The organism is Kitasatospora sp. NPDC098663 (genome assembly GCF_044760075.1).
In the GTDB taxonomy this organism is placed as follows: Bacteria; Actinomycetota; Actinomycetes; order Streptomycetales; family Streptomycetaceae; genus Kitasatospora.
The window spans coordinates 234986-249487 of sequence record NZ_JBIWAP010000002.1 but is presented as its reverse complement, the minus strand read 5'-3'; the positions used below and the strand labels follow the sequence as shown (position 1 = coordinate 249487).

Sequence of the window (14502 nt, the reverse complement as noted above, 5' to 3'; positions counted from 1 at the left end):
AAGATTAGCGGACCGATGGCCGATCTCCCAAATCCGGGCCGGAGGGGTTCCCGGCGGGCACCCCGCCGACCAGCGGCGGCGCTCCGGCGGCCGGGCGCAGCAGCCATTCCTCGCGGGTCGCCGGGAGGCCGGCCGCGCCCTCCTCGGTGCTGCGGACGGCGAGGATCTGGTTGATCCCGATCCGGTTCTCCTCGAAGGCGAGCGCGCTGGCGGCCATGTACAGCCGCCAGACCCGGGCCCGGCCGCGGCCGACCAGCCGGACCGCCTCGCTCCAGTGCGCCTCCAGGTTGGCCACCCATTCGCGCAGGGTCAGCCCGTAGTGCTCGCGCAGCGACTCGACGTCCCGGACCTCGAAGCCGGCCTCCTCCAGCCGGGCCACGGTGGAACCGACGGGGGAGAGCTCGCCGTCGGGGAAGACGTAGCGGTCGATGAAGGGGCTGGTGCGGTGCGGCTCACCGGGGCGGTCGGGGCGGCGGGCGATCTGGTGGTTGAGCAGCCGGCCGCCGGGCACCAGCAGCCGGTGCAGGCCCTCGGCGTAGACCCGGTACTGCTCGGAGCCGACGTGCTCGGCCATCCCGACGCTGGAGATCGCGTCGAACGGGCCGTCGGCGGTCTCCCGGTAGTCCTGGAGCCGGACCTCCACCCGCCCGGCCAGGCCGGCCTCCTCGACCCGCCGGCGGGCCAGCGCGACCTGCTCCCGCGAGATGGAGACGCCGACCGCGGTGACGCCGTAGTGCTCGGCCGCGTGCAGCAGCAGCGAGCCCCAGCCGCAGCCGACGTCCAGCAGGCGCATCCCGGGCCGGAGGCCGAGCTTGCGGCAGATCAGGTCGAGCTTGGCCTCCTGGGCGGCCTCCAGGCTCTTGGCCTCCGGGGTCCAGTAGGCGCACGAGTAGACCATGGAGGAGCCCAGGACGAGCCCGTAGAAGTCGTTTCCGACGTCGTAGTGGTAGCTGATGGCCGCGCGGTCCCGGCTGCGGCTGTGCAGCCGCCCGCGGGCCTTGCGGACCTCCTCCCGGGGCGGCGTGGGCTCGGGGCCGAGCGCCCCGGCCCGCAGCGCGGCCGCGAGGACGCGACGCCCGTTGGCGCCGAGCACGTCCCGCGGGCCGAGGTCGAGACGGCGGATCTCCGGCCGCTCGACGAACCGGGCGACGGCCGAGAGCACCTCGTAGAGGTCGGTGCCGGGGGCGATCTCCAGGTCCCCCGCGACGTACGCCCGGGCCAGGCCCAGTTCGCCCGGCTGCCAGAGCAGCCGGCGTAGCGCCCGGCGGTTGCGCAGGACGACCGTGGGGGCTCCCGGCGGCCCGGCGACGCTGCCGTCCCAGGCCTGGACCCGCAGCGGTACCGGAACCCCCAACAGCCCGTCCAGGGCCTCGACCAGTTGACCTGCGAGCTTCGCCACCGCGCGCCTCCGTCCAGCCGTCCTGCGGAACGTCTCCTGACCCGGTCGGGCGGACCGGGGGCGGCCTGCGGCACTCCCAGGCGTGGACCGGGCGCCACCCAGCTAATCCCACCGCAGCCGGCCCGCTCCCGGGCGGCACGCCGCGGGCGGCCGGCTGTCACCCGAAATGCCGACGGGCCCCGCAGGCTGCAACAACCTGCGGGGCCCGTCCATTCCGTCCGTGGACGGCGAACTGACCTGGGGTCAGGATCCGACCGGGGTCAGTCCTCCTCGGCCAGGGTCAGCTCGACGCCGCCGGTGAAGCCGGCCGCCGCGTTGTAGATGAACGCCGAGAGCGTGGACAGCGCCGTCAGCAGGACGACGTCGACCACGGCGATCAGCGAGGTGAAGGTCATCACCTTGCCGAAGCCCACGTAGTCCATCAGGTTGAGGCCGCCGGCGCTGTCCGAGCCGGTGACGTCCTTGAGGGTCTTGGTCAGCGAGTCGAAGACGCCGAGCGAGTCCAGCGTCATCCACAGCACCGCCGCGGCCACGATGATGATGATCCCGACGGCCAGCGACAGCAGGAAGCTGACCTTCATCACCGACCACGGGTCGACCTTGGTCACCCGCAGCCGGGCCTTGCGGGTCCGGCCGAGGCCGACACCGGCGGCCGCCGCGGGGGCGGCCGGGGCCGGCCGGCGCGCCGCGCCCGGGACGGGCGTGCCGCCGGGCGGCGTGTTGCCGCTGGTCCGGGTCCCCCGGGCCGGGGTCGGCTGCCCCTTGGCATAGGTGGTCGGCTGCGAGAATCCGCTCGCGCCCGGCGCCGGGGCCCCCGGCGGCGGGGGCGTCTGTCCGCCGTAGGTCGCGCCGCCCTGTCCCGCTCCGCCGACCGGTGGCATCAGCGAGGTGGACGCGGCCGAGTGCTCGGCCGGCGGCTGCGGCCCGCCGTACCCACCCCCGCCCTGCGCGCCCGGACGGCCGCCGGAGGGTCCTCCCGCAGCACCCGTGGCTCCACTCACCTGGTCCTCCCGCACTTCCCACCAGGACGGCGGCACCGTCCTGCTTCGTCACTCGTCATCCAGCGCCCGGCGGGATTGCCCGGAACTGGTGGGCGGCCGGTGCCGCCACGCCCTCCATGAGAACGCGACGGCACCGGCCCGTGGTTCGGTTCAGACCTCGGCGTCGCCGCCGGCCGCCGTCTCCGCACCCTCAGCCGTTTCGGTGGAAGCGGTGTCCGCGACCTCGTCCTCCACCGTCTCCTCGTCCTCGGCTTCCGCGTTGCGGGCCATGCCCACGACCGCGTCGCGCTTACCGAGGTTGATCAGTTGGACGCCCATGGTGTCACGTCCGGTTTCACGAACTTCGGAAACCCTTGTGCGGATCACCCCACCCGACAGGGTGATCGCCATGATCTCGTCGGTGTCGTCGACCACGAGCGCGCCGACCAGAGAGCCCCGGCCCTCGACGATCTTCGCCGCCTTGGTGCCGTAGCCGCCACGCCCCTGGACACGGTACTCGTCCACGGCCGTGCGCTTGGCGTACCCGCCGTCGGTGGCGGTGAACACGTACGTTCCCGGGCGGACGACGTTCATCGAGAGCATTTCGTCGTCCTCGCGGAAGGCCATGCCCTTGACGCCGGAGGTGGCGCGGCCGGTGGGCCGCAGCGCGTCGTCGGTCGCGGTGAAGCGGATCGACTGGGCCTTCTTGGAGACCAGCAGCAGGTCGTCCTCGGCGGAGACCAGCTCGGCGCCGATCAGCTCGTCGTCCTGGCCCTCCTCGTCCTGGCGCAGGTTGATCGCGATCAGGCCGCCGGAGCGCGGGGAGTCGTAGTCCTTCAGCGCGGACTTCTTCACCAGGCCGGCCCGGGTGGCGAGGACCAGGTAGGGCTTGTCCTCGTAGGTGCGCACGGCCATCACCTGGGCGATGTGCTCCTCCGGCTGGAAGGCCAGCAGGTTGGCCACGTGCTGGCCGCGGGCGTCGCGCCCGGCGTCCGGGAGCTCGTATCCCTTGGCGCGGTAGACCCGGCCCTTGTTGGTGAAGAACAGGATCCAGTTGTGCGTCGTCGTCACGAAGAAGTGGTCGACGATGTCGTCCTGCTTGAGCTGCGCTCCGCGCACGCCCTTGCCGCCGCGCTTCTGCGAGCGGTAGAGGTCGGAGCGGGTCCGCTTGACGTAGCCGCCACGGGTGATCGTGACGACGATGTCCTCCTCGGCGATGAGGTCCTCGATCGAGAGGTCGCCGTCGGACGGGATGAGGGTGGAGCGCCGCTCGTCGCCGTACTTCTCGACGATCGCGGTGAGCTCCTCGGAGATGATCTCCCGCTGGCGGGCCGGCGAGGCCAGGATCGCGTTGTACTCGTCGATCTTGCGCTGCAGCTCGTCGTGCTCGTCCATGATCCGCTGGCGCTCCAGGGCGGCCAGGCGGCGCAGCTGCATCTCCAGGATGGCGTTGGCCTGGAGCTCGTCGATGGAGAGCAGCCCCATCAGGCCGGTGCGGGCCGCGTCGGCGCTCGCCGAGGCCCGGATCAGCGCGATGACCTCGTCGATCACGTCCAGGGCGCGCAGCAGGGCGCGCAGGATGTGGGCGCGCTCCTCGGCCTTGCGCAGCCGGAAGGTGGTGCGCCGGACGATGACCTCGACCTGGTGGTTGACCCAGTGCCGGATGAAGGCGTCCAGCGACAGCGTGCGCGGCACGCCGTCGACCAGGGCCAGCATGTTGGCGCCGAAGTTGGTCTGCAGCTCGGTGTGCTTGTAGAGGTTGTTCAGCACGACCTTGGCGACGGCGTCGCGCTTGAGCACGACCACCAGGCGGGTGCCGGTGCGGGACGAGGACTCGTCGCGGACGTCGGCGATGCCGGCGACCCTGCCGTCCTTGACCAGGTCGGCGATCTTCAGCGCGAGGTTGTCCGGGTTGACCTGGTACGGCAGCTCGGTGATCACCAGGCACTGGCGGCCCTGGATCTCCTCGACCTCGACCACGGCGCGCATGGTGATCGAGCCGCGGCCGGTGCGGTAGGCGTCGTCGATGCCGCGGTGGCCGACGATCAGCGCGCCGGTGGGGAAGTCCGGGCCCTTGATCCGCTCGATCAGGGCTTCGAGCAGTTCCTCGTTGGAGGCGTCCGGGTGCTCCAGCGCCCAGAGCGCGCCGGAGGCGACCTCGCGCAGGTTGTGCGGCGGGATGTTGGTGGCCATGCCGACCGCGATGCCGGTGGCACCGTTGACCAGCAGGTTGGGGATGCGCGCCGGCAGGACGGTCGGCTCCTGCGAGCGGCCGTCGTAGTTGGACGCGAAGTCGACGGTGCCCTCGTCGATGTCGCGCATCATCTCCATGGCGAGCGGCATCATCTTGCACTCGGTGTAGCGCATGGCCGCGGCCGGGTCGTTGCCCGGGGAGCCGAAGTTGCCGTTGCCGTCCACCAGCGGCATCCGCAGGGACCACGGCTGGGCCAGGCGGACGACGGTGTCGTAGATGGAGGTGTCACCGTGCGGGTGGTAGTTGCCCATGACGTCGCCGACGACGCGGGCGCACTTGTAGTAGCCCTTCTCGGGGCGGTACCCGCCGTCGTACATCGCGTAGAGCACGCGCCGGTGCACCGGCTTGAGGCCGTCGCGGACCTCGGGGAGCGCCCGGCTGACGATCACGCTCATCGCGTAGTCGAGGTACGAGCGCTGCATCTCGGTCTCGAGCTCGACCGGCTCGATCCGCATGGTCACCTGGGCGGTGGCCTCGGCGGCTGTGGGGGTCTCGGGCTGTTCGCCTTCGGGACGGTTGTCGTCGACCACTGGTGGTCAGTTTCCTTTCACGCGGACTGGTACGTGCTTCGCTGCCGGTCGGGCGGCGTCACACGTCCAGGAAGCGGACGTCCTTGGCGTTGCGCTGGATGAAGGAGCGGCGTGCCTCGACGTCCTCGCCCATCAGCACGGAGAACAGCTCGTCGGCGCGGGCGGCGTCCTCCAGGGTGACCTGGAGCAGCAGCCGGTGCTCGGCGTCCATGGTGGTGACCCGGAGCTCCTCGGCGTTCATCTCGCCGAGACCCTTGAAGCGCTGGATCGCGTCGTCCTTGGGGAGCCGGCGCCCGGCCTCGACCCCGGCCGCGATGAGCGCGTCGCGCTCGCGGTCCGAGTAGGCGTACTCGAAGTCGTCCTTGCCCCACTTGATCTTGTACAGCGGAGGCATGGCGAGGTAGACGTACCCGGACTCGACCAGCGGCCGCATGAAGCGGAACAGCAGGGTGAGCAGCAGGGTGCGGATGTGCTGACCGTCGACGTCGGCGTCCGCCATCAGGACGATCTTGTGATAGCGGAGCTTGGAGTCGTCGTAGTCCTCCTGGATGCCGCAGCCGAAGGCCGAGATCAGCGCCTGGACCTCGGTGTTCTGCAGCACCTTGTCGATCCGGGCCTTCTCGACGTTCAGGATCTTGCCGCGGATCGGCAGGATGGCCTGGGTGCGCGGGTCGCGGCCCTGCTTGGCCGAGCCGCCGGCGGAGTCACCCTCGACGATGAAGATCTCGCACTCGGCCGGGTCCTTGGACTGGCAGTCGGAGAGCTTGCCCGGCAGCGAGGCGGACTCCAGCAGGCCCTTGCGGCGGGTGAGGTCACGGGCCTTGCGGGCGGCGACGCGCGCGGTGGCGGCCTGGATGGACTTGCGGATGATGTCCGAGGCCTCGTTGGGGTTGCGGTCCAACCAGTCGTTGAGGTGCTCGTGGACGACCTTCTGGACGAAGGTCTTCGCCTCGGTGTTGCCGAGCTTGTCCTTGGTCTGGCCCTCGAACTGCGGCTCGCCGAGCTTGACCGAGATGATCGCGGTCAGGCCCTCGCGGATGTCCTCGCCGGAGAGGTTGTCGTCCTTCTCCCGGAGCAGCTTCTTGTCCCGCGCGTAGCGGTTGACCAGGCCGGTCAGCGCCGCGCGGAAGCCCTCCTCGTGGGTACCGCCGCCGTGCGTGTGGATGGTGTTGGCGAAGCTGTAGACCCCCTCGGTGTAGGAGGAGTTCCACTGCATCGCGATCTCCACCGAGATCGCCCGGTCCTTGTCCTCCGCCTCGAAGTCGATCACCGAGGGGTGGATCACCTCGCCCTTGCGGGAGTTGAGGTGGGCGACGAAGTCGGCGATGCCGCCGTCGTACTTGTACGTGACGGTGAGCGGCTTGCCCTCCTCGTCGACGTGCTCGGGGCGCTCGTCGGTGAGCGAGATGGAGAGGCCCTTGTTGAGGAAGGCCATCTCCTGGAAGCGCCGGGACAGCGTCTCGAAGGAGTAGACCGTGGTCTCGAAGATCTCCGGGTCGGCCCAGAAGGTGACGGTCGTGCCGGTCTGCTCGGAGCCCTCGTGCGTGGCCAGCGGAGCGGTCGGCGCACCGGCCTTGTAGTCCTGGGTGAAGCGCGAGCCGTCGCGGTGGATCTCCACCGACAGGCGGGTGGACAGCGCGTTCACGACCGAGACGCCGACACCGTGCAGACCGCCGGAGACGGCGTAGCCGCCGCCGCCGAACTTGCCGCCGGCGTGCAGGACGGTGAGCACGACCTCGACGGCCGGCTTCTCCTGGCCGGGGACGATGTCGACCGGGATGCCACGGCCGTTGTCCACCACCCGGACCCCGCCGTCGGCGAGGAGCGTGACGTCGATGGTGTCGGCGTACCCGGCCATCGCCTCGTCGACGGAGTTGTCCACCACTTCCTGCACCAGGTGGTGCAGGCCGCGCTCCCCGGTGGAGCCGATGTACATGCCGGGGCGCTTGCGGACGGCGTCGAGGCCTTCCAGCACCTGGATGTTGCTACCGGTGTAGGAAGCCTGGTCGGTCTGGTCTGGGGTCTGGCTGGGGTTGCCGGAATCGGCCACGAAGCGCCCTCTCTGGCACAGCACGGGCCGCATTCCCGCCCCGTGTGGGCGGGCGTGCGACCACGGCGTTTAGACTCGGTTGCCACTAGCAACAGTGTTTGGCTCTCAGTCTACCGGTACGACTGACAGAGATGGGCGTTTGGCAGCCCTTGAAGGCAGATATGCCGCCCTGAATCCCCTCTGGACATGTCCCGATACTCGCCCGGGGGGCCCAGAGCGCCTGGAAGGGCTGTCAGGGGTTCCGGAAGATCGTGGTCCGCTCCACGCCCTCGGCGGCGGGCCGGCAACCCGGTCAGCCCCAGGTGTCGCCCGGCCCCTTGCTCCCCGGAGCGCGCAGCCGGCCGTAGCCGCGGGCGGGCGCCGCCGGGCCCAGCACCTTGATGGTGCGGACCGTTCCGTGGCCCAGTTCGTGGTTCAGACGGGCCACCAACTGCCTTGCCAGCCATCGCAGTTGGGTGGCCCATGCGGTGGAGTCGCACTGCACGGTGAGCACTGCCGCGGCGTCGTCGTAGGAGGAGGGGTGGCAGTGCGCGGCGATGTCCGGGCCGACGATCTGCGGCCAACGGCCCATCACCCCGCCGACCGCGGCCGAGGACTCCCAGCCCCGTTCGGTCAGCAGCCGGTTCAGCGCCGCCCCCAGCGGGACCGGGTCACGGCCGTCCGACCGGGCTCCGCTGCGCAGGCCGTGCCGCTTCGCCTCGCGCTTCTCCCGGACCTGCTCGCCGCGCTGCCGCGCCTGGGCCCGGGCCGCCCGCAGCGCGGAGCGGGCGAGGTCGGCGCCGGTCGGCGTCGCGTCGCCCGGCTGGGGGGAGTTCTCCGCCGGCTCGCTCACGGCGATCTCCTTTCCCCGGGCTGTGGACAACGGTCGCGGACGCGCGCCGGTGAGCCGTCCAGCCTACGGGAGTGCCCGGACGGTGATTGCGCAGGTGCGGGGGGAGTCAGGCGTCGATCCGGCGGACGGCGCCGTCGGCGACCGCGAACCGGGCGCCGGCCAGCGCCTTCGGCACGTCCTCGGCGACCGCCGCGGTGACCAGCACCTGCTCGCCGTCGGCCACCAGTTCGGCCAACCGGTCCCGGCGGGCCGCGTCCAGCTCGGCGAACACGTCGTCCAGGATCAGCACCGGCTCGCCGCCGTCGGCGCGCAGCAGCTCGTACGAGGCCAGCCGCAGCGCCAGCGCGAACGACCAGGACTCGCCGTGGCTCGCGTAGCCCTTGGCGGGCAGCGGGCCGAGGCCGAGCACCAGCTCGTCGCGGTGCGGGCCGACCAGGGTGATGCCGCGGTCCACCTCCTGCTTGCGGACCGCCTGCAGCGCGTTCAGCAGCTGCTCCTCGGCCTGCTCGCGGCTGGTCGGCAGCTCGCCCTCGAAGGAGCTGCGGTACTCCAGGACGGTGTCGCCGCCGCCCGGGGCCAGCTGCCCGTACGCGGCCGCCACCAGCGGCTGGAGGGAAGCCACCAGCTGGATCCGGAAGGCCGTCAACTCGGCTCCGGCCCGGGCCAGATGGCCGTCCCAGACCTCCAGGGTGGAGAGGTCGGCGCCCTTGCCGCCACCGGCCCGGCGGGCCATCGCGGCGGTCTTCAGCAGGGCGTTGCGCTGCTTGAGGACCCGCTCGTAGTCCTGCCGGACCCCGGCCAGCCGGGGGGCCCGGGCGGTCAGCAGCTCGTCCAGGAAACGGCGGCGCTCACCCGGGTCGCCCTTGACCAGGCTGAGGTCCTCGGGGGCGAACAGGACGGTCCGCAGCAGGCCCAGCACGTCGCGCGGGCGGACGTTGTCGGAGCGGTTGATCCGGGCCCGGTTGGCCTTGCCCGGGGTCAGCTCCAGCTCGACCAGGGTGGTGCGGCCGCGGTCCACCACCGAGGTGCGCACCACCGCCCGCTCGGCGCCCAGCCGGATCAGCGGGGCGTCGGTGGCGACCCGGTGGCTGCCCAGCGTGGCGACGTAGCCGATCGCCTCGACCAGGTTGGTCTTGCCCTGGCCGTTGGGCCCGACGAAGGCCGTCACGCCCGGGTCGAGGGGAACCTCGACCCGGGCGTACGACCGGAAGTCGGCGAGCGACAGATGCGCGACGTGCATGGCTGTGGACTGCGCTCGCCTTCTGGGGAGGTGCGGGTTACTTGGACTCGACCGCGTGGCCGCCGAACTGGTTGCGCAGCGCGGCGATCATCTTCATCTGCGGCGAGTCGTCCTGGCGGGAGGCGAAGCGGGCGAACAGCGAGGCCGTGATCGCCGGCAGCGGCACCGCGTGGTCGATCGCGGCCTCGACGGTCCAGCGGCCCTCACCGGAGTCGGCGGCCCAGCCGCGCAGCTTCGCCAGGTGCTCGTCGTCGTCCAGCGCGCGGACGGCCAGGTCCAGCAGCCAGGAGCGGATGACGGTGCCCTCCTGCCAGCTGCGGAAGACCTCGCGCACGTCGGTGACCTCGGGGGCGGCCTCCAGCAGCTCCCAGCCCTCGGCGAAGGCCTGCATCATCGCGTACTCGATGCCGTTGTGGACCATCTTGGCGAAGTGGCCGGCGCCCACGGCACCCGCGTGCACCGAGCCGAAGTCGCCCTCGGGCTTGAGCGAGTCGAACACCGGCTGGACGCGGGCCACGTGCTCGGCGTCGCCGCCGTACATCAGGGCGTAGCCGTTCTCCAGGCCCCAGACGCCACCGGAGACGCCGCAGTCGACGAAGCCGATGCCCTTGGTGGCCAGCGCCTCGGCGTGCTTGATGTCGTCGGTCCAGCGCGAGTTGCCGCCGTCGACCACCACGTCGCCGGGGGAGAGCAGCTCGGCGAGCTCGTCGACGGTCGCCTGGGTGGCGGCGCCGGCCGGGACCATCACCCAGATCACCCGGGGGCCCTGCAGCTTGGAGACGAGCTCCTGGAGGCTCTCGACGTCGGAGATGTCCGGGTTGCGGTCGTAGCCGATGACGGTGTGGCCGGCGCGGCGGATCCGCTCGCGCATGTTGCCGCCCATCTTGCCGAGACCGATGAGGCCGAGCTCCATGACCAAGTCCTTACCTGTGGTGACGTGCCTGCCGGCGGCGCCGTTGCCGCACGCCCCGAGCCTACGCGCTGCGGCGGTGGCGGCTCCCTGTGGTCGGGCCGACCGGGGGAGGACGCCCACAGGCTGTGCACATCTGCTGTGCACAGCCTGTGGGTGACGGCCTGCGGGCAGCGGCCGCGAGGTCAGCCGGAGAGGCGGACCGGCATGATCAGGTACTGGTACGCCTTGTCCTCCTCGGCGTCCACCGAGGCCTTGCCGCTGAGCAGCGCGGGCTTGGTCGGCGTGGTGAAGCTCAGCTGGGCGTAGGCGGAGTCGATGGCCTTGAGGCCCTCCTCCAGGTAGCCCGGGTTGAAGGCGATCGAGATGTCGTCGCCCTCCAGGTCGGCGTCGACCCGCTCGGTGGCCTGGGCGTCGTCGCCCGAGCCCGCCTCCAGGGTCAGCACGCCCTGCTCGAAGCTGAGCCGGACCGGGGTGTTGCGCTCGGCGACCAGCGAGACGCGCTTGAGCGCCTCCAGGAAGGGCTGGGTCTGGATCGCGGCGACGGCGCTGAACTCCGTCGGGAACAGGCTGCGGAACTTGGGGAACTCGCCCTCCAGCAGCCGCGTGGTCGTCCGGCGGCCGGCGCCCTCGAAGCCGATCAGGCCCTCGCCCGCGCCGCCCGAGGAGAGCGCGATCGAGACGTTGTCGCCGCTGCCCAGGGACTTGGCGATGTCCTGCAGCGTCTTGGCGGGCACCAGGGCGACGGCCGAGATGTCCGACTGCTCGGGCTTCCACAGCAGGTCGCGGACCGCGAAGCGGTAGCGGTCGGTGGCGGCCAGGGTGATCCGGTCGCCCTCGATCTCGACCCGGACACCGGTGAGCACCGGGAGGGTGTCGTCGCGGCCGGCGGCCACCGCGGCCTGGCTGACCGCGGAGGCGAACACGTCGCCCGAGACGGTGCCCGTGGCGGTCGGCATCTGGGGCAGCGCCGGGTACTCGTCCACCGGGAGGGTGGGGAGGGTGAAGCGGGAACTGCCGCAGACCACGCTGACCCGCTGGCCGTCGGTGGAGATCTCCACCGGCCGGTTCGGCAGGTTGCGCGAGATGTCGTTCAGCAGCCGACCGGAGACCAGGACGGTGCCGGCCTCCTCGATGTCGGCTTCCAGCTCGACCCGGGCCGAGACCTCGTAGTCGAAGCCGGACAGCGCCAGGCTGCCGTCCTGTGCCGTCAGCAGCAGGCCGGCCAGCACCGGCACCGGCGGCCGTGCCGGGAGGCTGCGGGCAGCCCAGGCCACCGCCTCCGCGAGGACGTCACGCTCCACCCGGAACTTCACCGGTAACCGCCTCCTGGATCGAGCGCTCCCGCTCGCACTCTGGTTCGTCTGATCTTGATCGTCGGTCGGACTGTCCACCGAGCTGTGCCACTCCGCTTCCGGTCGCCGAGGACAGTCTGACGTACTCCGCCGACAGACGGGGCAGACGGGCGGAAGCAAGCCGAACAGATGTCGGGGCGCGGTTGTCCACAGATTCGGGGCCCACCCACTTTCAAGCGAGTCGATGGGTCTAAATGTGTAGTGGTAGTAGTAGGGCCTGTGGAAACCGTGGATAACCTCGTTTCCGCAGGTCAGGCCCACTTTTTTGTCCACAGCGGGTGTGGACGGCGGCTGTGGACGAACACGCGGTGCTGTGGACAGCGGAGCGTTACCCACAGGGCACGCTGGGTATCCACAGGTTATCCCCAGGGCTGTCCCCAGATCCGGGCCCGGTTATCCACGGGCGCCGGTCAACTTTACGTGACGCCTTTCACACCAGGGCATGAACGCCGCCCCACGCTTGTCGAACTGTGGATCATGCTGTGGACAACCTGGGGATAACCGCCCCTCCCCTGGGGACAACCGGTGGACAACCCGGACGGCCCATTGGCGGCCCGTCAATTGTCCACACCCTGTGGATAACGGTTGTGCACAAGTCCACAGGCACCTGACCTGCGCGGAAGAGCGTAGCGGCGACACGCCTGTGGACGAATTCTGGATAACTTCGGACGCCCCGGCCTGTGGACTACGGGGAGGGTGCCCGTCCTGTGGACAACTGCCCTGCGCGGCCCCGGTTTTCGAATCACCGGTCAGATGTTCGGCGCGGGCTGTGGACTGGCGCGACGTCCGTCGACGGCATCTCTGCCCAGCCGGCGCCCGGGGCACACCTGCGGACATGAGAAAAGGGCGTCAGGATCGCTCCTGACGCCCTTCCGGCCATCTCGGGCCCCGGCCCCGACGCCGGCCCGACTCCGGCCCTGCGGCTAGCTCTTGATGCGGTTGGTCAGCTCGGTGACCTGGTTGTAGATCGACCGGCGCTCGGCCATCAGCGAGCGGATCTTGCGGTCCGCGTGCATCACCGTGGTGTGGTCGCGGCCGCCGAACTGCGCGCCGATCTTCGGCAGTGAGAGGTCGGTCAGCTCCCGGCAGAGGTACATGGCGATCTGACGGGCCGTCACCAGGACGCGGCTGCGCGAGGATCCGCAGAGGTCGTCCACGCCCAGCCCGAAGTACGCGGCGGTCTGCTGCATGATGACCTGCGCGGTGATCTCCGGCCCGGCGTCCTCGTCCCCGCCCGGGATCAGGTCCTTGAGGACGATCCCGGCCAACTCCAGGTCCACCGGCGCCCGGTTGAGGTTGGCGAAGGCGGTGACCCGGATCAGGGCGCCCTCCAACTCCCGGATGTTGCGGGTGATCCGGGACGCGATGAACTCCAACACGTCGGCCGGGGCGTTGAGTTGCTCCTGGATCGCCTTCTTGCGCAGGATCGCGATCCGGGTCTCCAGCTCCGGCGGGGTGACGTCGGTGATCAGGCCCCACTCGAAGCGGTTGCGCAGCCGGTCCTCCAGCGTGGTCAGCAGCTTGGGCGGCCGGTCCGAGGAGAGGACGATCTGCTTGTTCGCGTTGTGCAGGGTGTTGAAGGTGTGGAAGAACTCCTCCTGCGTGGACTCCTTGCTCGCGAGGAACTGGATGTCGTCCACGAGCAGGATGTCCATGTCCCGGTAGCGCCGGCGGAAGGTGTCCGCCTTGCCGTCCCGGATCGAGTTGATGAACTCGTTGGTGAACTCCTCCGAGGACACGTAGCGCACCCGGGTGCCCGGGAAGAGACTGCGCGAGTAGTGCCCGATGGCGTGCAGCAGGTGGGTCTTGCCCAGCCCGGACTCGCCGTAGATGAAGAGCGGGTTGTACGCCTTGGCCGGGGCCTCGGCGACCGCCACCGCCGCCGCGTGCGCGAAGCGGTTGCTGGCGCCGATGACGAAGGTGTCGAAGAGGTACTTGGGGTTCAGCCGGGCGGCCGGCTCGTCCTTGCGGGAGCCGCCGGCCGGCGGGGCGCCGGGCGGGGCGGGCACGCCGGGGACGGCCGGGCGTTCGGTGGCGCGTTCCGGCGCGTTCTTGTCCGCGGGACGCCCGCCGGCCGGGCGTGAGCCGGGGGCGCGGCGGCCGGCGCCGGCGCGGGGCTGCTCGTTCGGGCCGGGGCCGTAGGCGCCGCCGAACAGGTCGCCCTGGGTGGTCGCGGACGGGCCGGGCATCGGGCGCGGCGCCGGCCGGGAGGGCTCGTCGGCCTCGCGGTAGCCGGGGGGCTGCTCCTGGTAGCCGCCGCCCTGCTCGGGGTAGCCGCCCTGCTCCTGGTACCCGTTCTGGTCGGGGTAGCCGCCGCCCTGCTCCGGGTAGCCACTTTGTTCCTGGTACCCGCCCTGCTCGGGGTAGCCCGGCCAGGCCGGTCCGGCCGCCGGGCCGCCGTACGGCGCGGGGCGCTGCTCGTAGCCGCCGGTGTCGTAGCGGGGCCGGTCGTAGTCCTGCTCGTACGGCTGCTGGTAGTCCTGGCCGCCGTAGCCGCCGGCATCCTCCCCGGTCGGGCCGGGGTACGGCTCGGCCGGGGCCTGGGCGGCGGGTGCGGGGGTGGTCGGGACGGCGTTGGCGTCGACCATCACGGCGATCCGCACCGGACGGCTGAGCTCGCGGCTGAGGGCCTCGGTGAGCTGCGGCAGCAGCCGGCCCTCCAGCACCTGCTTGGCCCGCTCGTTGGGGGTCGCCAGCAGGGCGGTGTCGTGCATCATCCACATCGGCTGGGTGCGCTGCACCCACTGCTTGTCCATCTCCCCGACGTCCGGGTCGCTGACCAGCCGCTCGACGACTCTCGCCCAGACCGGGACGAGGTCGCTGTTGACATCAGCCACTGGTGCACGCTTTCTCGGTTCCCCGCGGCTCCAGCAGGGGGTGGTGGATCAGGAGACTGTGGATCGGCGGGTCCGTCTCCGGCGGACCGACCCCACGAGGAAGAACACGAAGAAC

General features: G+C 71.2%; 9 protein-coding genes. All 9 read right to left on the bottom strand.

Annotated elements, in window-relative coordinates; translation table 11 throughout:
- Positions 1 to 4: 4 nt before the first annotated feature.
- The gene (locus ACIQVZ_RS03170; RefSeq protein WP_402446705.1) at positions 5 to 1399 is read right to left on the bottom strand and encodes a class I SAM-dependent methyltransferase; all 1395 of its coding nucleotides are present in this window, start codon (positions 1397 to 1399) and stop codon (positions 5 to 7) included.
- A 260-nt stretch (positions 1400 to 1659) separates the two neighbouring features.
- Complete coding sequence (locus ACIQVZ_RS03165; RefSeq protein ID WP_350876751.1) at positions 1660 to 2400, bottom strand: DUF3566 domain-containing protein; 741 nt, start codon at positions 2398 to 2400, stop codon at positions 1660 to 1662.
- 150 nt (positions 2401 to 2550) lie between these two features.
- Complete coding sequence (gene gyrA / locus ACIQVZ_RS03160; RefSeq protein ID WP_350876749.1) at positions 2551 to 5163, bottom strand: DNA gyrase subunit A; 2613 nt, start codon at positions 5161 to 5163, stop codon at positions 2551 to 2553.
- Positions 5164 to 5221: 58 nt separating this feature from the next.
- Positions 5222 to 7237 carry a DNA topoisomerase (ATP-hydrolyzing) subunit B gene (gene gyrB / locus ACIQVZ_RS03155; RefSeq protein WP_350876747.1) on the bottom strand — a complete coding sequence of 672 codons (2016 nt, stop codon included), beginning with the start codon at positions 7235 to 7237 and terminating at the stop codon, positions 5222 to 5224.
- Positions 7238 to 7505: 268 nt separating this feature from the next.
- The gene (locus ACIQVZ_RS03150) at positions 7506 to 8045 is read right to left on the bottom strand and encodes a DciA family protein (RefSeq protein WP_350876745.1); all 540 of its coding nucleotides are present in this window, start codon (positions 8043 to 8045) and stop codon (positions 7506 to 7508) included.
- 106 nt (positions 8046 to 8151) lie between these two features.
- Positions 8152 to 9285, bottom strand: coding sequence for a DNA replication/repair protein RecF (gene recF / locus ACIQVZ_RS03145; RefSeq protein WP_402446700.1), 1134 nt, complete (start codon positions 9283 to 9285; stop codon positions 8152 to 8154).
- A 37-nt stretch (positions 9286 to 9322) separates the two neighbouring features.
- Positions 9323 to 10198 carry a phosphogluconate dehydrogenase (NAD(+)-dependent, decarboxylating) gene (gene gnd, locus ACIQVZ_RS03140; RefSeq protein ID WP_350876741.1) on the bottom strand — a complete coding sequence of 292 codons (876 nt, stop codon included), beginning with the start codon at positions 10196 to 10198 and terminating at the stop codon, positions 9323 to 9325.
- 182 nt (positions 10199 to 10380) lie between these two features.
- Entirely contained in the window at positions 10381 to 11511 is a 1131-nt protein-coding gene (dnaN, locus tag ACIQVZ_RS03135) for a DNA polymerase III subunit beta (protein ID WP_350876739.1), read from the bottom strand.
- Between the two features lie 962 nt (positions 11512 to 12473).
- Entirely contained in the window at positions 12474 to 14387 is a 1914-nt protein-coding gene (gene dnaA / locus ACIQVZ_RS03130; protein ID WP_402446697.1) for a chromosomal replication initiator protein DnaA, read from the bottom strand.
- Between the last annotated feature and the right edge of the window lie 115 nt (positions 14388 to 14502).

Excerpts from the sequence above, each read along its gene's own strand:
- recF (WP_402446700.1), bottom strand. The coding sequence starts at position 9,285 with ATGCACGTCGCGCATCTGTCGCTCGCCGACTTCCGGTCGTACGCCCGG.
- gnd (WP_350876741.1), bottom strand. The coding sequence starts at position 10,198 with ATGGAGCTCGGCCTCATCGGTCTCGGCAAGATGGGCGGCAACATGCGC.